Source organism: Streptococcus sp. DD12 (assembly GCF_001578885.1).
In the GTDB taxonomy this organism is placed as follows: Bacteria; Bacillota; Bacilli; order Lactobacillales; family Streptococcaceae; genus Streptococcus.
The window spans coordinates 1,132,781-1,152,031 of the sequence record NZ_KQ969495.1 but is presented as its reverse complement, the minus strand read 5'-3'; the positions used below and the strand labels follow the sequence as shown (position 1 = coordinate 1,152,031).

Below are 19,251 nucleotides of genomic sequence, written 5' to 3'. Positions count from 1 at the left end.
AAAAATCCGCTAATGCGGGTTTTTATTTTTTTGCGAGGGGCCCGTCCTGTGCCGACAATAATTGGAATCGGAAATAGGTTTCACGGCACCATAGATATGTCAACTTGAAAAACACTTAAAAATCATGTATAATAATACCGTTATGTCAAAAGATTTAAAACCATTAAACGCTTCATCTCAAGAGGATGAAGCACAAGAAAACAACGGCATGGTCCGTGGCTTACAAAACCGCCATGTGCAATTAATTGCCATCGCAGGAACTATTGGAACGGGTCTCTTTTTGGGGGCTGGTTCCTCCATTTCACTCACAGGACCCTCTATCATCTTGGTCTACCTCATAACGGGACTCTTCATGTTCTTTATGATGCGGGCTATGGGGGAAATGCTTTATCAAGACCCTTCGCAACACACCTTTATCAGTTTTATTACCAAACACGTAGGCCAAGGCTGGGGCTATTTTGCGGGTTGGTCCTACTGGTTGTCGCTGATTTTTATCGGGATGGCAGAGATTACGGCTGTTGGAAAATATTTCCAGTATTGGTTTCCGCAGGTGCCGTCTTGGTTGAGTCAATTGGGCTTTCTGGTCGTTTTGACAGGCGTCAACCTCATCGCTGTACGCTTGTTTGGGGAGCTAGAGTTCTGGTTTGCTATGATTAAGGTGGTGACCATTTTAGCCTTGATTGCAACCGCCTTGATGATGCTGGCCACCAATTTTAAAACCTCGGTTGGGACGGTCAGTCTGTCGAATCTGACCAATGGTTTTGGCCTCTTTCCAAACGGTGTTTTCAACTTTGTGGTCGCCTTCCAGATGGTATTTTTTGCCTATCAAACCATCGAGTTTGTCGGCATCACAACATCTGAGACGGCCAACCCACGTAAGGTCTTACCCAAGGCTATTCAGGAATTGCCGACACGCATTATCATTTTTTATGTGGGGGCCTTGTTGGCGATTATGGTCATTTACCCTTGGCGTCAAATTCCATCTAACAACTCACCATTTGTAACGGCCTTTCAGTTGGCTGGCTTCAAGTGGGCAGCCGCAGTTATTAACTTTGTCGTTTTGACAGCTGCAGCTTCGGCTTTGAACTCCACCCTTTTTTCAACGGGTCGCAACCTCTATCAACTGGCTAAAGAAAATCCTAACCGTTTGCTCCACAAGTTCGGTGTGGATAAGCTGTCACGCACAGGGGTCCCAGCCAATGCCATTTTGGCATCAGCGGTCATGATTGCCCTGTCAGCCCTCATCAATGTCATTCCTGGGGTTTCCAATGCCTTTGCCTTGATTACGGCTTCCTCTTCAGGTGTCTATATTGCGATTTATGTCCTTTTGATTCTGGCTCATATGAAATACCGTAAATCACAGGACTTTATGGCTGATGGCTACTTGATGCCAGCTTACAAACCGCTGGACAGTTTGACCATTGCCTTTATGATTTTTGTCTTTGCTATCCTCTTTTTGCAGGATTCGACTGTTGTCGGCGCTATCGGTGCCACCTTGTGGATTGTCGGGTTTGGTTTCTACAGCCAGTGGAAATACCGCAAAGCTAGGCAGTAATCATTCCTTGTAAATGAAAGAATAAGAAAAGGTTGAGATTTTGTCCCAGCCTTTTTTGTCTATTGAAAGCTCTTATGAGATGTGTTGTCTGATAAGCACCAGTAGCAGATGCTAGGGTCGGTAGTCTGGGGCTTTGGGACGTGGGCTAGTCCCGATTTTTGTGGTACAATAAGGAAGACTAACTCAGGAGGGGCTTATGCGTAAATTTCAACTGTTTTTGCTGGCTGAAGCTGTTCTCTTGACCTTGGGATTACTGAGTATTTTAGCGTCACAGGCAACTAACTTTATCATTTTGGTTGTGTTACTGCTTTTAATGGTGCGCTTTTACACTCAGGACCAAAGGGCCAATTTTTTCTTGTCGGTGGGCTTTTTATTCCTCTTTTTGGTCTTGATGCTTAATCCTTACATTATTTCGGCACTTGTTTTGGGGCTTGTTTATGTCATGATTAATCATTTCGCCCAGGTCAAAAAGACCAACCGTTATGCCCTCTTAACCTTTCAACGCACGGGACTGAAGGCGCGACCAATCCGCAACCAGTGGCTAGGGAGCAAGGAGTATACTGGGACAGATACCTATGCTTTTGATGATATCAATGTTTTACGGCTATCGGGTTCTGATGTGATTGACCTTAGTCGTGTGTTGATTGCTGGTCAGGACAATGTCGTTTTGATCAGAAAAATTTATGGCCCCACCAAAATCATAGTCCCTTTGGATGTGGCTGTTTATCTCGATGTATCAGCCTTGTATGGTAGCCTAAGGTATTTTGACCAGCCGATTTACGATTTGCGAAATACCAGTCTGAAACTCGGCCCAGACGATGCCAATCCAGCCCATAAACGCCGTGTTAAGCTCGTGGTCAATGTTTTGGCTGGCTATGTGGAGGTGAGTCGCCCATGAGACGTTCTCAGTATCTGGTCATTATTGGTTTTGCAGTGATGACCATGGGGAGTATTGTGCTCATGCTGCTGGACGGGTTTGGCATGACCTTTGCTGAACTGACTAAAGACCCTGTTCGCCTCATGCGCCTACTCTTTTCGCTTGTATTTTTAACCTTTTCTTTGGTGATTCTGTTGCTCTTTTTGTGTGTCATCATCCAAGAAGGGACACGCCTGCAATTTAATCGAAAGCTTAAGCGGATTCTCAATAACCAATCAATCACGACCGATGAGACGGAGATTGGGAAAAACCTCCAACGTTTATCCCGAAAGCTAAAGGAAACTACTAGCAATTTACAACGGACGCAAAATGAACGCATTGAAGATAGTCAGGTCATCATCGCCCAGGAAAGGACACGTTTAGCGCGTGACCTGCATGATACCGTATCCCAAGAACTTTTTGCGGCGAGTATGATGCTCTCTGGGTTGAGCGAGAACCTTGACCAGGTCCCCTTGGCGACGATAAAAGAGCAAATAACAGTCACCCGAGATGTGCTTGATAGCGCTCAAAATGATTTGCGGGTAATGCTCTTGCACTTGCGACCGACCGAATTGCAAGGGCGTAGCTTGGTTCAAGGCTTGGAGATGATTTTACAAGAACTACGTGACAAAAATGCCTTGAAAGTTTTATTTGAAGCTTCGGTGACGACGATTCCCAAGACGATTGAGGATAATCTCTTTCGGATTGCCCAGGAGTTTATCAGTAATACTCTCAAGCATGCTAAGGCCAGTCAGTTGGAAGTTTATGTGACCCAAGACGCACATCGCCTAACCTTAAAAATGGTTGACGATGGCCAAGGATTTGATCCTGTTAAGGTAGCACATGTGAGCTATGGCTTGAAAAATATTGAAGACCGTGTCAATGATATGGCAGGGCAACTTCGCTTTATCAGTACGCCGGGCAAGGGGACAGCCATGACAATTCAGGTCCCTCTCATAGAAGGAGATGACGATGACAGAGACAGTGACGACCGTATTATTAGTGGATGACCATGAGATGGTTCGCTTGGGCTTGAAAAGTTTTCTGGATTTGCAGCCGGACATTCAAGTCATCGGTGAGGCCAAAAATGGGGAAGAAGGCATTGCTAAGGCCTTGGACTTACGTCCCGACGTGGTGGTTATGGATATTGTCATGCCTGAGATGGATGGCGTCACTGCAACGCTGGCCCTTTTAAAGGCTTGGAAAAAGGCCAAGATTCTGGTGCTGACCAGCTACTTGGACTATGAGAAAATCTACCCGGTCATTGAAGCGGGCGCCAAGGGGTATATGTTAAAAACGTCGAGTTCTCAGGAGATTTTAAACAGTATTCGGAAGGTGGCTCAGGGAGAAGAGGCCATTGAATCCGAGGTAGACAACACTGTCCAATACCACAAAAACCACCCGCAGTTGCATGATAGTTTGACCAATCGTGAAAGGGACGTTTTAGCCCTTTTGGCCAAAGGGTATGATAATCAATCCATTAGCGAGGCGCTTTTTATCTCTTTGAAAACGGTCAAAACCCATGTGTCGAATATCTTGGCGAAACTTGAAGTGGAAGATAGGACTCAAGCGGTTGTCTATGCCTTTCAACATGGTCTTGTTGCCCACGATGAGACATAAGATGGTATAATGAAGGACAAACAGAGAGAGGAGAGACCATGGACGCTAAAACACGATATAAAGCCAAAAAAATTAAGGCTGTCTTTTTTGATATAGACGACACCCTGCGCCACAAGGCAAAAGCAACAATTCCTGCCTCTGTGACCCGAGTTTTTGCTGCGTTAAAGGAAAAAGGCATCAAAACTGGTATTGCCACAGGACGTGCCCCCTATGGGGTCGTTCCAGAAATTTTAGCGCTTAAGCCAGACTATTTTGTCACGATTAACGGCACCTATGTCTATGACCAGAAAGGAGAAGCTCTGGTCGATGAACCGCTACCACAGGAGCTGGTAGAGGCCTACGTTGCTTGGTGCAAAGAAGTCGGTATTGCCTATGGATTTGCGGGCAAGGAAGTAGCAGCAGTATCAGAAGCCTCTGAACTGGTTGACGAAGCCTTAAAGCCCGTCTACCCAGACTACATCGTTGCCCCAGATTTTTATCAGACCCATGCTGTTTACCACATGTGGACCTTTGAAACGGTGGGAGATACCTTGACCTTACCAGAGGATTTGAGTCAGGCCTTGCGTTTTGTGCGTTGGCACCCTCATTCGTCTGATGTTGTGGCCACCGGTTTTTCCAAAGCTTCTGGCCTGGCGCATCTGCTGGATGCCATCGGTTTGACCCCTGACCAAGTCCTCTTTTTCGGCGATGGCCTCAATGACATGGAAATGTTCGATTATGTGGGCTTGAAGGTTGCCATGGGAAATGCCGTGCCAGAAATTAAAGCAAAAGCAGACTTCGTGACAAAAGAAGTCTTAGAAGATGGCATTTTATATGCCTTAGAGGAGTTAGGAATGGTAGAAAAAGAAGTAACATATCCCCAATTAGACATCACCGGTCAAGAGTCGCCACGTGTGATTATGCACACAACAGCTGGTGACATGACCTTGGTCCTTTTTCCAGAAGAAGCACCAAAAACGGTAGCTAACTTTATCGCCTTAGCCAAGGATGGTTATTATGCCGGAATTATCTTCCACCGTGTGATCAATGATTTCATGATTCAAGGTGGCGATCCAACAGGAACAGGTATGGGTGGTGAGTCCATTTATGGTGAGTCTTTTGAAGACGAATTTTCAGAAAGCCTCTATAATATCCGTGGAGCCCTATCCATGGCTAATGCCGGGCCTAATACCAATGGTTCTCAGTTTTTCATCGTTCAAAACAAAACCTTGCCATACAATGCCAAGGAGTTAGAACGTGGTGGTTGGCCAAAACCTATTGCGGAACGTTATGCGGCTGAAGGAGGGACACCTCACTTAGATCGTCGTCATACGGTTTTTGGACAATTGGTGGGCGACGCTTCCTACCAAACCCTTGATGCTATTGCCACGGCTGAAGTAGGTCCACAGGACAAACCTGTCGAAGACATTGTCATCACTGGGATTGAGGTTGTTGAAGCATGAAAATCGGTGACAAAGTAGAGGGCGTCATCACTGGGATCAAGAGCTATGGTGCTTTTGTTGAGTTAGACAATGGCAGTACAGGTTTGGTCCACATATCAGAAATCAAAACAGGCTATGTGGACAATATTTTCGATCAGTTGAAAGTTGGGCAACGCCTGACCGTTCAGGTGATTGATGTGGACGAATTCACCCAGAAGGCTTCTTTGTCTCTGCGTACGCTAGAGGAAGAAAAGCACCGCTTTCATCACAAGCACCGCTTTTCAAATAATCGCTTGCATATTGGCTTTAAACCGCTGGCCGAAGCTATGCCAGGCTGGATTTCTGAAGGCTTAGACTATCTTAATCACCGTGAGACACAGCCCTAAGCCTTTAAACCGCTTGGCGTTTCTGCTGGTTTTTTAGAAAATGAACAAACAAAATGACCTGAGACAATCGTCTCAGGTCATTTGTGTCTTATCAATGATGTATTTTAGACCTCAAAATCATAGAGGGCTGTTGAGAGGTAACGTTCGCCGTTATCAGGTAAGAGGGCCAAGACTTTTTTGCCTTTGCCAAGTTTTTTCGCCAATTCAACCGCTGCCGCAATAGCTGCTCCTGAAGAAATACCAGGTAAGAAGCCTTCATTGGCACCGACAAAGCGAGCAGTCTGGATGGCATCTTCAGATGTCACACGCAGAATACCATCGTAGCTCTTTGTGTCCAAAGTATCTGGAATAAAGCCAGCTGAAATCCCCTGAATTTTATGTGGGCCAGGCTTTTCACCAGACAAGACAGCTGACTCGTCTGCTTCGACTGCATAGACTTGGATTTCTGGGTTGGCTTTTTTCAAGGCATGAGAGACACCTGAAACCGTTCCTCCAGTACCGACACCAGAAACAAAGGCATCTAAACCATCTTTGCCGAAAGCGTCAAGAATCTCAGCACCTGTTGTCGTCTCGTGGATAGCAGGGTTAGCAGGGTTGGCAAATTGCAATGGCACCCAGCCATTTTTTGCTTTGGCAATTTCTTGCGCCTTAGCAATCGCACCGTTCATGCCTTCGCTACCTGGTGTCAAGACGAGCTCAGCCCCATAGGCTTGGATCAACTTGCGACGTTCAACGCTCATGGTTTCTGGCATGACGATAATAACTTTGTAGCCTTTCGCGCTTCCCACCCAAGACAGGCCGATACCAGTGTTACCGGAAGTTGGTTCAACAATTGTATCACCGGGTTTGATGATGCCATCGCGCTCAGCTGCTTCAATCATGGCTAAAGCAATCCGGTCTTTCACAGAAGAACCAGGGTTGAAGGCTTCGATTTTTACGTAAACATCAGCGGCGTCTTCAGGTGCTGTGTGGTGAAGCTTAACGATAGGGGTTTGACCAATAAGGTCTGTGATAGATTCATAAATAGTTGCCATGTAAATACCTCTCTATAGCGTAATTGCTTATAGTATAAGGGTCTCGCATGGTCTTGTAAAATAGTTTTTTCTAATCACTACGATAGGAAAAACGTATCACAGAGGGATTTCGACCTCTTTCTTGCCGACAGAAGTGATGGGGATAGGGCCGTGATAAAGCTCCGTCAAGGCTTGTTTAAAGTCTGCTTCTCGCTCAGGAGAAAGGCTGATAGTGACCTGTACGTCTTGAGAAAAGGTTTGGTCTAGGATGGTCACTTCTTCTTGCTGGGCAAAACTCTCGAAATTTTGGTATTGGGAATAGCTTAAAGACAGCTCTAGGAGCTCTTGTTGCGTAACCATGACTCTCCCAAGGGCTAGGATGCCAGCAGCTAGGCTGCCTGAGTAAGCGCGAATGAGCCCTCCAGCGCCCAGTTTAATCCCACCGAAATACCGCACGACCACTGCGACCACATTGGTCAGCTCTTGTTTTTCAAGGACAGTCAGCATGGGGACTCCGGCAGTTCCACTGGGCTCTCCGTCATCGCTGGACCGCTTGATGTCTGCATTTTCGCCAATAATCATTGCAGAACAGGCATGAGAGGCCTTATGGTGTTGTTTTTTGAGGGTGGCAATGAAAGCTCGCCCCTCTTCTTCTGTTGTAATCCGTTTGAGGTAGCAGATAAACCGCGATTTTTTAATTTCTTCTTCGTAGCTACCGTCTGAGGCAATAGTGAAATAAGTCATACCTTAAGTCTACCATTTTTTAGTGCAGTTGACGAATAGACTAGTATGACAACCTATAATGAAAACCACTATGGCCGTTGGCTGACCAAAAGCGAGTTAGGCACAGCTTCTGGCCCCGCCTACCAGCAACTGAGTGCATTTAAAACGACCAAAAATCAGCTCCTCTGTCGGCGCTGTGGGGAAACTGTCAGTCCTGAAGGTCAACTTCCAGATGGACGTTTTTACTGCCGCCATTGCTTGGTTATGGGGCGATTAGTGTCAGAAGATTGCCTCTATCATTTGCCTCGGAAAGCTTTTGTGGCCCAGTCTTATTTGGTCTGGCAGGGAGAATTGACCCCTTATCAGAGAGAAGTTTCTGAGCGTCTCTGTCAAACTGTCTCGAAAGGGCAAGATTGCTTGGTTCATGCGGTGACGGGAGCGGGTAAGACAGAGATGATTTACCAAACGATTGACCAGGTGCTTAAGACAGGTGGTGCTTGTGCAGTTGTTAGCCCTAGGATTGACGTTTGTATCGAATTGCACAAGCGTCTGAAACGGGATTTTTCCTGTAAGGTAGGGCTCTTGCACGGTCATAGTGAGCCTTATACTCGCTGCCCTTTATTGGTGGCAACGGTTCACCAGCTCTATCGCTTTTATCAGGCATTTGATGTGATTATTATCGATGAGGTGGATGCCTTTCCATTCGTGGATGACGCTTCCCTTTACTATGCTGTGGAAACAGCGCTAGCTTTGGACGGCGTCCAAGTCTTTCTAACAGCAACCTCTACGGATGCTCTGGAAGCCAAGGTAAAAGCAGGTCAGCTCCTTCAGTTGGACCTACCTAGACGCTTTCACGGGCATCCCTTGGTTGTTCCCAGTTTTTCCTGGCTGAACGGTTTGGAAAAAGGGGTGAAAAAAGGCCTTCTCCCCCGCGCATTAGTTCGTGACATCAAAGCACAAAGAGCGACAGGCTTTCCCCTCTTATTGTTTTTTCCTCATATTGCATTAGGGGAACGCTTGGCCCAAAGTTTAAAAACTGCCCTGCCCCATCAAAAAATCGGCTATGTTTCCAGCCAGGAGGCACAGCGCTTGACCGTTGTCGAAGCCTTTCGTAGTGGTCAATTGGATATCTTGGTGACGACGACCATATTAGAGCGAGGGGTCACTTTTCCAGGCGTCGATGTTTTTGTGCTTTGGGCCCATCACAGGCTCTACACCAAAAGCAGTCTGGTCCAAATCGCAGGGCGTGTTGGGCGGAGTTCTGACCGCCCGGAGGGCCTCTTACGCTTTTACCACGAAGGCAAGACCCGAGCGATGGTCCGAGCGAGACAGGCCATCCAGGAGATGAATGCCAAGGGAGGTTTTTCATGAGGTGTTTGTATTGTTTTCAACCCATTAGCAGACCTTGGCGCTTTACCGACCTCTTGACCTTTTCGCCAGCGTCTCCCTCCTTATGCTCAGATTGTCAGGCCAGTTTTGTAAGGATTTCAGATTGCCATTGCCTGCGCTGTTACAAGGAAGGAGAGGCTGACATCTGTGAGGATTGTTCTGATTGGGAGGCAAGGGGCCGAGAAGTGGCGCACCAAGCCCTCTATCACTATAATGAGGCCATGAGGGCATTTTTTAGCCGCTACAAGTTTTTGGGAGACTATGCCTTGGCTCAGGTTTTCGCCCCTGATCTTCGTGAACTGTTGCAAAAAGAAAAGGAATGGACCTTGGTTGGCATTCCAACTAGTCCTGCCACCTATAAAGAACGAGGTTTTAATCAAGTGACGGCCCTCTTAGATGCTGCTGGCCTTGCCCATAAAGAGGTCTTGACCAAAATGGACAGTGCCAAACAATCCTCAAAAAATCGCACCCAACGTTTGGCCAGCCAGCAAGTGTTTGCAGTGAAAGATTCTGTTGATTTGCCAACAAAAATTTTACTGTGTGACGACATTTATACGACAGGAGCGACCCTACAATTGGCCAAGGAAGCCTTGCTAGAAGCGGGTGTAGCCCATGTGCGTAGCTTGTCTTTGTGTCGTTAGGGCGAGACTTGCATTTTGTGTTGAAAAGGTTATAATAATAGTAAAGAAAGCGCTTAGCGTTTAGAAAGAGGATTCTAATATGATTAAATATTACATCCGAGGAGAAAATATCGAAGTCACTGACAGCCTGCGTGCCTATGTCGAAGACAAGACAGCGAAGTTGGAAAAATACTTCAATGCTGATCGTGAGTTGACTGTTCGTGTGAATTTGAAAGTCTACCGTGAAAAATCCGCTAAGGTGGAATTGACCGTCTTTGTGGACTCATCAGTAACCTTGCGTGCTGAAGACGTTTCACAGGATATGTACGGATCCATTGACCTGGTTGTGGATAAGGTAGAACGTCAAATCCGTCGTAACAAGACAAAGATTGCTAAACGCACACGTGCGAAAGTTCCAACGAATCAGGTCTTTACGCCAGAGTTTGAACAAGAAAAAACCGAAGAAATCCCAAGTGCCAAGGTGGTTCGTACCAAGGTGGTTGACCTTGAACCGATGACATTGGATGAAGCTCTCCTACAAATGGAACTTTTGGGACATGACTTCTTCATCTATTCAGATGTTGAAACAACCAAAGCGCATGTGATTTATAAACGTGAAGATGGTGAAGTTGGTTTAATTGAAGCCAAATAAGCCCATTTTCCTTCAGGAAGGCCAGTTTTCTGGTCTTCTTTTTTTGACCTGATATTTGTCACTAAATAGGTCCAGGCATGATTTTTTAGCGTTTTGTAAGGGCTTTTGCTGACAAAAGTCCATTGACAATAATGATGATTATGATACACTAAATGTACCTTTAAGATTAGATTAGGAAAACTATGGTCATCAGACCGAGGAGGAGACAATTCATGAACCAACAAGATTGGCAAGAGTATTTTGAGGCGATTAACGGCCGACCGGCCACTGTTCAGGAAATTCAGCAAGCCATTGCTAGCGGAGAAATTGACGCCCCACAAAGCCAAGCGGTGCAAGGCTCCACAGCATCAGAATATGTTCAGCCACAAGGCCAAGCATTTACGCAACAAGCGCAAGCTAGTCAGACAGTTGCAGGGCAAGAGCCACCTGTTGGTGCTCAAGCAACGTTCGGTGGCCAAGCCTATGCGCACCCCGGTCAAGCAGGTTTTGACTATGCGGCCTTTGCCAAACAACCGAACCCAGTTGGTCAAGCTTTTGTCAATTATTTCAAGTGGTTTGCCAAAGGTTTCTACAAGCCTGAAGCGACGGATACGGAGTCTCACCCAGTCTTTGGGATTATTACGACGGTCATCATTGCTATCATCGGCGCAGGGGTACTACGTAATTTCTTCGTCACTATTTTTTCAGGTCTTTTGACTTCTCTGGCAACGAACTCGGTGAGTCTCTATAGTGGCATGGCCTCCTTGATCGGGCCAAGGGTCTTTGCTAATATTTTTGGTTTTGGGACTTATTTTGCCTTTTTGGCCTTGCTCCTGATTGGTTACTTTGGGCCTATTGCTCTCAGCCGTATTCTCAAAGACGCCAACTACCCAAATGACAACTACTGGCAACGTTTGGGACGTGCTTTTGGTTACTTCCCCTTGATTTTGGCGGTCAACTTCTTAGCCTTGTTGTTTAGTTTCATGGGAACGGCCAGTGTCCTTGTTTACATTTTGATTTTCTTACAGCTGGTTGTTTTCTCTATCTTCATGGCTTCGCTGGCTATTGGGGCCAACCAAGGGGTAGCTAAACTCTCTAAAGGTTTGACAACCTTGTTGACGATGGTGGCTGTTTCGCTAATCGTGACCCTTATTGTCGTCTTAGTCTTGGCAACCGTTGGTGCTTCTATCGGTAACTACCTCAATCAAGCAAGTAACACCTTTGCCCAATCTTTTAGCAGCCTTTTTGGTGCAGGAAACTAAGGAGGAAAACTATGGCAACACAACAAAAATGGACACAATTATTTGAGCAGGTCGTCGGCCGTAAACCAACAGCCAAAGAATTCATTCAAGGGAAACAAACTGGTTTTGATCCAAAATCCATCAAGGCAATTGCAGCGGTTTCTGATGACAGTGTTGCAATTTCTGAGGCGCCAGTAGCGGGCTCTACAGCCACTGTCAGCTATCAAAGCCCTACTTTTAAAGGGCAAGAAATTAATGCCCAGGAAGCCCGTTGGGTGGATGCTTTTCGTCAAGTTGTCGGTCGTGAACCAAGTGCTTCAGAAGTACAGGCAGCACGTTCAACACAATTTGACTTACAAGAAATTAACCTGATTGCTGGGGGTGTCCTGAAATCTTCTACACCAGCCTCCTTTGTGCAAGCTCAACCACAGTTACCAACTAAGAAGAAAAAAGGCCGTCGCCAAAAGCGCAAGGAGCAACAGTTGGCTCAAGAGGCTCAAGCTCAAGGGGCTTCACATCCAACAACTCCTCAAGCAGTTAAGCCGTCCAAAAAGAAAGCGTCTGGCAATTTCATAGTAACGGCTGTAGCACTATTGCTTGCATTTTTGGCCTTGGGAGTGAGTATTTATCAAACATCGGCCCTTTCTCAAGCGCGTCAAGAACTCAAAGAAGTTAAGACCTTACAAGACAACCAAGATAAAATTAATGTCTTTAGCAACTTTTTCTTGAGCACTTACGTCTCATCAAACAAGGTAGATTACCTCTCCTTGTATCTGGATGGTGATATCCAAAAGGATGTGCATCAAGTGATTGTCAAGTCTTATGCAGGTAGCACGCTAGAAAAAATCCGCCAAGATAAAAATGGCTTTGCTGTGGTCTACGTTGTTAGCTATCAAGCGGAAAATGGCACATGGAAAAAAGACCGTGTTAGCTTCAGTGTCAAAGAAGATGCCAAGAGCAACTTTGGCTATGTGGTGACAACTGTGCCAAAACACAGCAATTACTAAATCGAGTAATAGACAAAAAAGCTAGCATAGCTTTACGATTCGTATCAGAAAAGTTAAGCAAAAAGGCTACTTGTTGCATTGAAAACAAGTGGCCTTTCTTGTCAAAAAAGGAGAGAATATGGCAACACAGAATCGTTGGGTAGATTTGTTTCGGCAGATTGTTGGACGCGATCCCAAACCAGAGGAATTTCAGGCAGGAAAGGCATCAGGCTTTGACCCTAAGAGTATCAAACCAATCGCAGGGATTCCCTTTGATGATGCAAAAACGGAAGCCAATGGTGAAGAGCCTCTTGAAGAAGCGGTTTATGATCTGACCGAAGAAGCGGCCTATCTAGCTGAACAAGCGCCTGCTAGAGGATCAGAGACAGTCCCTGCTTCGAGCTCGGAGGCAGACCTTGCAACGACTCCTGAGGAAATTTGGGTGGAGAAATTTTTGACCTTTGTGGGGCGTTACCCAACAGAGGCAGAGATGGCACAAGGCCAGCAAGCGGATTATGCTTTGGAGTCCATTACGCCCTTTCTAGCAGGGACAGGGGAGGCAGCCTCTGCCAAATCAGCAGCCACTTACCAGAACCAAGTGCCCGTTGGTGGTCAAGTGCTACCACCACTTAAACCGAAAATGAATAAATGGAAGAAGCGTGGCCTCATTGCTTTGGTCATCTGTCTAGTGGCAGGTTTTGCTGGCTTCTTCTATGGGAGCTTCTATTTTTCCCGTGAGCAAGTGGCGACGCGTTACCTCAAGGCCGTTAAAGGCACAGTAGAAGACAGCTTAAGCTACGAAGTCTGGAGTGACACGAAAAAGACCATTTCCAGCAAGGAGCTGACCTATCAATCGAAGAAAACCATGGCACGGGTGACTAACAAAAAGCAATTGCTGTCTGGTGACAAGATGCAGGTGGTTGGTCGAGAATTCTTGATTTTTCCTAAGTGGGCTGTCCTTGTGGACCCTGTTGATATTACAGTGACCACTAATACCAAGGACTTGACCGTGTCAGCCAATGACCAAGAAGTTTTCAAGACAAGTGGAACGAATGATAAAAAGGAACTAAAACACCTCTACCCAGGTTCATACGCCTTTAGTGCTGTCGGCACAGTCAGTGGTCAGTCGATTAGCCTATCTCAGGATGTTGTTATCACTCGCAGTCAGACTGTCAAGATGAATGTGCAGTATGTCAGCTTTTCTGTGTCATCAAATATTAGTGACGGTGACCTCTATGTCGGTGCCAAAAAAGTAGGCAGTTTGGTCGACGGCGAAGCAGAAGTGAAAAACTTGGCTGTCGCAGGGGATGCCCTAGTTTATGTGAAGAAAACCTTCCAAGATAAAAGCTCGATTCAGTCAGATAACCAAGTGGCTGTATCCTCCATTACTGACGGGGAAAGCTTGACCTTAGATACTTCTAAGGAAATTTTAGACCGTGATACGGCTGATGACTTGGTTACTGTTGCTTACAGTAAATTAGAATCTTATGCAGACTATGAGGAAACCCCAAACGGCCTGACGGATGTCTTTAAAAACGGCAATCAAAATAAGTTTTACACAGACGTCAAAGCAACTATTGACAGTAATACGACAGGTGCCAAAAATCGTAGCGCTGATTACATCGATTTTAGTGACGTGGACGTGACCAAGGTTACCCAAGTTGGAAAAGATAGCTATCAGGTCGATTTTACGGTTGTCTATACCTTTGGCTACAGCTATAGTTCGCAACATCGGTCTTACGGAACGATTAAACAAAAGCTGTCTTGGTCTTGTACGGTATCGCTCAAAGAAAATCGCGATAAAAAGAAACAATCAGACTCAAACTACTATTACAGCAATAGCTATACTTACACTGACTACTACATCACAGGAACAAATGGTGACTCATCTGTGATATCAACAGAAAATACAGTCAGCTAAAGGAGAGGACATGGCAAACAGAGCTTATGGAATAGACCTTGGGACGACCAATTCTGTTTTAGCCACACGAGATGCCAGTGGGCAAACCGAAATCGTTCGTGTGGGAGCAAATGATGAGATTGTGCTACGTTCAGCCGTCTATTTTTCCAATATTGGTGGCAAAATGCGCGTGAGTGTTGGACGTGAGGCAATCAATAGAGGGCTATCCTCAGGGCATGTGGAAAATTTCCGCATGGACTTTAAGCGGGACATCGCAAAGAACGTTGTGACAAAAACACCAGACAATCGGCAAATTAACTCGGTGATTTTGTCGGCCATGGTTCTCAATGAATTTAAAAAACGCATTGGAAAATTGCAAGAGGAAGAAGGCCACGAAAAAACGGCGCCTCAAGTGGTCATCACCGTACCGGCTTATTTCACCTCCAAACAACGCGCGGCGACGAAAAATGCAGGGCGTTTGGCAGGATTTGAAGTGCTTCGGATTATCAATGAACCGACGGCAGCAGCCATTGCCTATGCGCATGACCGTGGCGTCAATGGCAATATCCTTGTTTATGACTTGGGGGGTGGCACCTTTGATGTGACTGTCCTACAGGTTGCTGGTCAGCATTACGATATCAAGGCAACAGATGGCAATCACCGATTGGGTGGGCTTGATTTTGATAAGCAGTTGGCGAAATTATTGATTCGTCGTTTGGAAGACCAAGGGGTCAATATGACCAAGCTAACAGCCCAACAAGAGACGCAACTCCTCTATGAAGCAGAAAAACTCAAGATTGCCCTATCTGTTAATGATGCGACCTACTTTGAATACATGACCGAAACGGCTGAGTATGAAGTTGAAATCACACAAAATGATTTTCAACGGGAAATTCAACCCTTACTAAAAGACACGCAAATCAAGTTGGAGACGACCCTGCGTTCATCTGGTTTGACTTGGAAGGACATTGACCATATCTTACTGGTGGGGGGCTCAACCCGTATGCCCGTCGTTCGCTTGATGATTGAAGCTCTTTCAGGTAAAAAACCAGAATATGACCTCAATCCAGATATTATTGTCGCTGAGGGAGCAGCGATTATCGCCGACTTGATGGTAAATCACGGGGTCACCTTTAGTGAAACGCAAGCTAGTGAAGATTTGGATGCGAAGACAGATGGTCTGGTGATTCGTGATGTGACTTCGCAGGGGTTAGGGATACTCTTGAAAAAGTCCAGTGCCCAATCCTATCCTTTTGTCGGGGATTACTATAACCGTATTATCGTCCCTCGTAATACGGTCATTCCAGCAACCTTTATCAAGGATGACCTGGTCGCGACGGTTGATGGCCAGACAAATTTTGGGCTGCGTTTGACAGAAGGAAATTATGAAAATCCTATGGATGTTGATATCATTCTCAATCGCGTAGAACCCTTAGCCACACCAAGACAGGCTGGGGAAAAGCTTATCAGCATACGCCTAGATTTTGACGAAGAGCAGATTGTCTACATCACTATTACCGATAGTGTGACGGGAGAAATCATCAACCAGTTAACCGTCAACACAACTTTGAGTCAATTTGTGGATGATGATTTAACCGAGTTACAAGCTATCTTTGACGCCTATACCTTATGATGATTGATTACTATAAAGGGCGAACGACCGATGGGCAGAAACTCGCCTTGCTAGCCCCTCTGGCTGAAAGCCTCAGACCAGATGCGTCGGCAAATGCTAATTTTATTCTCCTCAATCGTCTAAGTGAGGAGCTAAATAGTCGTGATGCGCATATTGGCTTATCAGCAGACGATACTGCTTTGCTGGCCCATATTGCAGAGGCCAAGAAGTGTTTTGTTGATTTTTCGGCCAAGGATGCTTACGACAAAGCCTTGGTGGCCGCCTATCAGGAAGAAGCGGCTAAAAGACAAAACCAAGCCTTTCTGGTAGCGCAGCCTGCTTTCCAAACACAAAGCCCTGACAGTTATCAAGGGCCAAAAAAGGCGGGTCTCTTGCGCTATTTGGGACTTTTAGGGACAGTCTTAGCGACTAGTCTAGTTCTTGTTTTTCACTTGAACCTGGTTTTACTACTCATTATTGCCTTAGTGGCCTTCATTTTGTTTTTACTTTATGCACATGAGGAGAAATCGTGACACCACATCAACTGACCTTTAACCATATTTGTTTTCAGTATAAGGGCAATGACCAAGCGCTCTTTAACCACCTAGATGTGACCATTCGTACAGGTGAGTTAGTCGGTATTCTGGGAGCGTCTGGTAGCGGTAAAACAACACTCACAGAGATTTTGCTAGGGCGCCTCAAACCGACCTGTCATCAGTTTGGCATGATTGAGGATGGCTATCGTGTGTCTCATCGGGAAACCCCTTGGGCATATGTGCCACAGAAAAATTTGTTGCGCGACTATTTGACGGTAGAAGAAACCTTTAAAACCTATGCAGATATCCATCTGAGGGGGCGCTCTCGTGCTGAAAAAGAAACGCAGGTGCACCGGGTGGTTGAGGACTTGGGATTGACCCCTTTCTGGCGCAAAAAAGTGTCAGAATTGTCAGGTGGTCAGCAAAGACGGGTTTCCATAGGCGTTGAGTTGTTGAGTGACTCCCGTTACTTTATCTTAGATGAGCCCTCCAGCGGCTTAGATGCCTTGAGTGACCGCAATCTGCTTCGAACCTTGCGCATTTTGGCACGCTCAGCTAACAAAGCCATTATCGTCATCACGCATAATACTGAGAATTTGAGTATTTTGGATCGTATGATTTTTATGTCACATGGCTTACCAACCTTTGTCGGCACCTATGAAGAATTACTGTTGGAATACAAGACGACTGACCCACATGACATTAGTAAATATTTGGATTTGAATCTAGCAGAGATTTACAAGGAGTTGGACCGTTCCAGCCGCGTCTATCGTATCTAGGAGATTTATGGCAAGTTTACGTTTATCTTTTTACAAGTTTAAGAATAGCTGGACAGACTTTGTCAAGGTATTGTTTGGCATTCTCTTGTTTGAAGTCTTAATTGTTTATATTCAGAAAAAAGACTTCTTGGAGCAATTTGAATCGACACGCATGACAACCTTTTTGTTGCTCTTTTCGTCAGCTCTACTTATTTTAGTCCAAAATGCCATTTATATTTCCAAGGAGCGCTCTGTCTTGGACCGTGATTTCTTCTCGGGTCTGTCGCGAACGGGCTTTGCAGTTGCCACTTTGCTCTTTAATACGGGCTATGCCATTATCGAAGCCCTAGTCTTTGTATTTGGCTACCATTGGGTGGCAAATGTCTTTGATAAGGACTTAAAAGCTAAGGGGATTGTTTTTGGGGCATTTGATAGTGATCTTTTTGTCACAGTGCTCTTAGTTTTCCTGTCGGCGCATTTTTTGGCTCTGGTGATTTCTAGCCTTGCGGGAACGAGTGAAATTTCTTCAGTGATTCTGGCTGTTGTTGTAGGAATTGTTCAATTTGCGCTGTCTGGGACCGTTTTGCAATTGCCCAAAGCGATTAACTGGACAGAAAAGGGCATCTTTTTAGGGGCAGGTCACAAGGCCTTTGGAGCCATTAATGGTTTGCGTGAGATCCCCTCTCAGATGGCAAAGTTTGGACTAGCTTTGCCCAAGGCACAGTTGGACCAATTCACCGCCAAGTCGTCAGCCCTAATGGATGCCTGGCAGGCCCTGTTTTGGCATGCTGTGGTTTACGCCTTGTGTTTTGTGCTTTTGTTACGTTACAAAAAAAGGTAGGTTATGATGAAGCGTTATTTCTTTTTTATCCTGGCGTTCTTTTGTTTCCTTCTGGGCTTAGTAGCAGGTGCCTGGCGACGGACGACAGCCTTTTCTTCCACCCAAGTGGTCTATCGCATCGAAACACAAAAGCTAAAAACGTCGCAACAGGTTTTCTTTGAGGTGCATCGGTTAGATAAGGATGTCTTTCAAATCAAAAATGAGGCTACGGGGGAAGTTTTTCAAGCCAGCCCTCAAATCACGGGAAAAGCCTCTCTGCGCATTGAGTTGCCAGGAAAAGAAGGCGCCTTAGTCCTGACACAAGGCTTCTTGCCTTGGCAAAAAGCCAAACTGACAGTTCAAGGGAATACCTATCGAACAGTGGGGGAGACCCAGTTGCTCAAGGCCAATGAAGATTGGGCCAAGGTTAGCCAAGCGCAGCCTAAGGTTGAGATGAAAAACATCAGTTTGACCGATGATGCCATTCGCCAAATCAACCAACATTTCGCCAACTGGCTGGCGACAAGTCGCTATGGCAAGGGAGCTATGGTCATTCAGACGCCACTTAATGTGACGGCCAGCTCCCAGGGGCTGTCCTGGACAACAGTGACTACGCCCGACGGGACCCTATTGGGACGCTTGGTCGGAACGCCGGTTGCTGATAGCTTGTCTGCTAATCAAGGGCCTTTTGCCATTGATCAGCAGACGGTAGACCGGGACCGTTTTGAGACTTACCCGTCAACTGTTGATCTCGCCGCCCTTGGCCTTGTGTTGGGCAGTGATGCTGTCAATGACTATCAGTCGACGTCGGTCTTTCGCGTGTATCATACCAGATCCAAAGAGCATGGAATCTTGACGCAGGAGCAAGAATTTGCGCAAAAAGTTAGCGCTTATGGCAGTTACCAAGACTATTATAGCCAGCAGGTGGATGCCAATCAGGCTTCTTACCAGATGGTTCTTGCAGACAATGGTGTCGTGTACGAAGTCAGCAACTATGGCTTGGAAGGTAAGTTTGATTTTGCACAGTATAAGGAAGCCCCAAGCGATATCCAAAAAGAATACCAAAAACTCTTAAATCAATTTGGACAATAAAAAAAGACCAGCAACCTGTCGTTGCTGGTCTT

Annotated in this window: 19 protein-coding genes; 17 read left to right on the top strand and 2 right to left on the bottom strand. The window is 46.0% G+C overall.

Annotation, left to right across the window (positions count from 1 at the left end; translation table 11 throughout):
* The first annotated feature begins 142 nt into the window (after positions 1 to 142).
* From STRDD12_RS05335 to STRDD12_RS05310, 6 genes are all read left to right on the top strand, one after another.
* Positions 143 to 1,555, top strand: coding sequence for an amino acid permease (locus STRDD12_RS05335; RefSeq protein WP_066915865.1), 1,413 nt, complete (start codon positions 143 to 145; stop codon positions 1,553 to 1,555).
* Positions 1,556 to 1,751: 196 nt separating this feature from the next.
* On the top strand, positions 1,752 to 2,453 hold the full coding sequence (gene liaF, locus STRDD12_RS05330) for a cell wall-active antibiotics response protein LiaF (protein WP_066915863.1): 702 nt from the start codon (positions 1,752 to 1,754) through the stop codon (positions 2,451 to 2,453).
* Complete coding sequence (locus STRDD12_RS05325; RefSeq protein WP_066915861.1) at positions 2,450 to 3,481, top strand: sensor histidine kinase; 1,032 nt, start codon at positions 2,450 to 2,452, stop codon at positions 3,479 to 3,481. Before liaF ends, STRDD12_RS05325 begins: the two co-directional genes overlap by 4 nt.
* A complete protein-coding gene (locus tag STRDD12_RS05320) occupies positions 3,444 to 4,091 on the top strand; it encodes a response regulator transcription factor (protein WP_066915859.1) in 648 nt (215 codons plus the stop codon). Before STRDD12_RS05325 ends, STRDD12_RS05320 begins: the two co-directional genes overlap by 38 nt.
* Positions 4,092 to 4,129: 38 nt before the next feature.
* Positions 4,130 to 5,533, top strand: a complete 1,404-nt coding sequence (locus STRDD12_RS05315; protein WP_066915857.1) for a bifunctional Cof-type HAD-IIB family hydrolase/peptidylprolyl isomerase — start codon at positions 4,130 to 4,132, stop codon at positions 5,531 to 5,533.
* Positions 5,530 to 5,898: a S1 RNA-binding domain-containing protein gene (locus STRDD12_RS05310; protein ID WP_066915855.1), complete on the top strand. Its 369-nt coding sequence runs from the start codon at positions 5,530 to 5,532 to the stop codon at positions 5,896 to 5,898. Before STRDD12_RS05315 ends, STRDD12_RS05310 begins: the two co-directional genes overlap by 4 nt.
* Positions 5,899 to 6,002: 104 nt before the next feature.
* Here STRDD12_RS05310 and cysK read toward each other — a convergent pair whose 3' ends face one another.
* Together cysK and STRDD12_RS05300 are read right to left on the bottom strand one after the other, a co-directional pair.
* Positions 6,003 to 6,932 (bottom strand): cysteine synthase A, encoded by a 930-nt coding sequence (gene cysK / locus STRDD12_RS05305; protein ID WP_066915853.1) that lies wholly within the window; start codon positions 6,930 to 6,932, stop codon positions 6,003 to 6,005.
* Positions 6,933 to 7,028: 96 nt separating this feature from the next.
* Positions 7,029 to 7,655 carry a YigZ family protein gene (locus tag STRDD12_RS05300; protein WP_066915851.1) on the bottom strand — a complete coding sequence of 209 codons (627 nt, stop codon included), beginning with the start codon at positions 7,653 to 7,655 and terminating at the stop codon, positions 7,029 to 7,031.
* Positions 7,656 to 7,700: 45 nt separating this feature from the next.
* Between STRDD12_RS05300 and STRDD12_RS05295 the strand changes: the two genes are divergently transcribed.
* From STRDD12_RS05295 to STRDD12_RS05245, 11 genes are all read left to right on the top strand, one after another.
* Positions 7,701 to 9,005, top strand: a complete 1,305-nt coding sequence (locus tag STRDD12_RS05295; protein ID WP_066915849.1) for an ATP-dependent helicase ComFA — start codon at positions 7,701 to 7,703, stop codon at positions 9,003 to 9,005.
* Between the two features lie 239 nt (positions 9,006 to 9,244).
* A complete protein-coding gene (locus tag STRDD12_RS08445) occupies positions 9,245 to 9,664 on the top strand; it encodes a ComF family protein (protein ID WP_231853445.1) in 420 nt (139 codons plus the stop codon).
* Between the two features lie 79 nt (positions 9,665 to 9,743).
* Entirely contained in the window at positions 9,744 to 10,295 is a 552-nt protein-coding gene (hpf, locus tag STRDD12_RS05285; RefSeq protein WP_066915845.1) for a ribosome hibernation-promoting factor, HPF/YfiA family, read from the top strand.
* A gap of 212 nt (positions 10,296 to 10,507) precedes the next feature.
* Entirely contained in the window at positions 10,508 to 11,536 is a 1,029-nt protein-coding gene (locus STRDD12_RS05280; protein WP_066915843.1) for a hypothetical protein, read from the top strand.
* Positions 11,537 to 11,547: 11 nt separating this feature from the next.
* Positions 11,548 to 12,522: a hypothetical protein gene (locus tag STRDD12_RS05275; RefSeq protein ID WP_066915841.1), complete on the top strand. Its 975-nt coding sequence runs from the start codon at positions 11,548 to 11,550 to the stop codon at positions 12,520 to 12,522.
* Positions 12,523 to 12,640: 118 nt separating this feature from the next.
* Entirely contained in the window at positions 12,641 to 14,422 is a 1,782-nt protein-coding gene (locus STRDD12_RS05270) for a zinc ribbon domain-containing protein (RefSeq protein ID WP_066915839.1), read from the top strand.
* Positions 14,423 to 14,432: 10 nt separating this feature from the next.
* Complete coding sequence (locus tag STRDD12_RS05265) at positions 14,433 to 16,034, top strand: Hsp70 family protein (RefSeq protein ID WP_066915837.1); 1,602 nt, start codon at positions 14,433 to 14,435, stop codon at positions 16,032 to 16,034.
* Entirely contained in the window at positions 16,031 to 16,546 is a 516-nt protein-coding gene (locus STRDD12_RS05260; protein ID WP_066915835.1) for a hypothetical protein, read from the top strand. The genes STRDD12_RS05265 and STRDD12_RS05260 overlap by 4 nt, the downstream gene beginning before the upstream one ends.
* Complete coding sequence (locus STRDD12_RS05255) at positions 16,543 to 17,328, top strand: ATP-binding cassette domain-containing protein (protein WP_066915833.1); 786 nt, start codon at positions 16,543 to 16,545, stop codon at positions 17,326 to 17,328. Before STRDD12_RS05260 ends, STRDD12_RS05255 begins: the two co-directional genes overlap by 4 nt.
* A 7-nt stretch (positions 17,329 to 17,335) precedes the next feature.
* A complete protein-coding gene (locus tag STRDD12_RS05250) occupies positions 17,336 to 18,148 on the top strand; it encodes an ABC transporter permease (protein WP_066915831.1) in 813 nt (270 codons plus the stop codon).
* Between the two features lie 3 nt (positions 18,149 to 18,151).
* Entirely contained in the window at positions 18,152 to 19,219 is a 1,068-nt protein-coding gene (locus tag STRDD12_RS05245; protein ID WP_066915829.1) for a hypothetical protein, read from the top strand.
* Positions 19,220 to 19,251: the final 32 nt, after the last annotated feature.

Coding starts and splice junctions, on each gene's coding strand:
- STRDD12_RS05270 (WP_066915839.1), top strand. CDS start 12,641: ATGGCAACACAGAATCGTTGGGTAGATTTGTTTCGGCAGATTGTTGGA.
- cysK (WP_066915853.1), bottom strand. CDS start 6,932: ATGGCAACTATTTATGAATCTATCACAGACCTTATTGGTCAAACCCCT.
- STRDD12_RS05265 (WP_066915837.1), top strand. CDS start 14,433: ATGGCAAACAGAGCTTATGGAATAGACCTTGGGACGACCAATTCTGTT.
- STRDD12_RS05300 (WP_066915851.1), bottom strand. CDS start 7,655: ATGACTTATTTCACTATTGCCTCAGACGGTAGCTACGAAGAAGAAATT.
- STRDD12_RS05320 (WP_066915859.1), top strand. CDS start 3,444: ATGACAGAGACAGTGACGACCGTATTATTAGTGGATGACCATGAGATG.
- STRDD12_RS05280 (WP_066915843.1), top strand. CDS start 10,508: ATGAACCAACAAGATTGGCAAGAGTATTTTGAGGCGATTAACGGCCGA.
- STRDD12_RS05245 (WP_066915829.1), top strand. CDS start 18,152: ATGATGAAGCGTTATTTCTTTTTTATCCTGGCGTTCTTTTGTTTCCTT.
- STRDD12_RS05325 (WP_066915861.1), top strand. CDS start 2,450: ATGAGACGTTCTCAGTATCTGGTCATTATTGGTTTTGCAGTGATGACC.
- STRDD12_RS05295 (WP_066915849.1), top strand. CDS start 7,701: ATGACAACCTATAATGAAAACCACTATGGCCGTTGGCTGACCAAAAGC.
- hpf (WP_066915845.1), top strand. CDS start 9,744: ATGATTAAATATTACATCCGAGGAGAAAATATCGAAGTCACTGACAGC.
- STRDD12_RS05275 (WP_066915841.1), top strand. CDS start 11,548: ATGGCAACACAACAAAAATGGACACAATTATTTGAGCAGGTCGTCGGC.
- STRDD12_RS08445 (WP_231853445.1), top strand. CDS start 9,245: ATGAGGGCATTTTTTAGCCGCTACAAGTTTTTGGGAGACTATGCCTTG.
- STRDD12_RS05310 (WP_066915855.1), top strand. CDS start 5,530: ATGAAAATCGGTGACAAAGTAGAGGGCGTCATCACTGGGATCAAGAGC.
- STRDD12_RS05335 (WP_066915865.1), top strand. CDS start 143: ATGTCAAAAGATTTAAAACCATTAAACGCTTCATCTCAAGAGGATGAA.
- STRDD12_RS05315 (WP_066915857.1), top strand. CDS start 4,130: ATGGACGCTAAAACACGATATAAAGCCAAAAAAATTAAGGCTGTCTTT.
- liaF (WP_066915863.1), top strand. CDS start 1,752: ATGCGTAAATTTCAACTGTTTTTGCTGGCTGAAGCTGTTCTCTTGACC.
- STRDD12_RS05260 (WP_066915835.1), top strand. CDS start 16,031: ATGATGATTGATTACTATAAAGGGCGAACGACCGATGGGCAGAAACTC.
- STRDD12_RS05250 (WP_066915831.1), top strand. CDS start 17,336: ATGGCAAGTTTACGTTTATCTTTTTACAAGTTTAAGAATAGCTGGACA.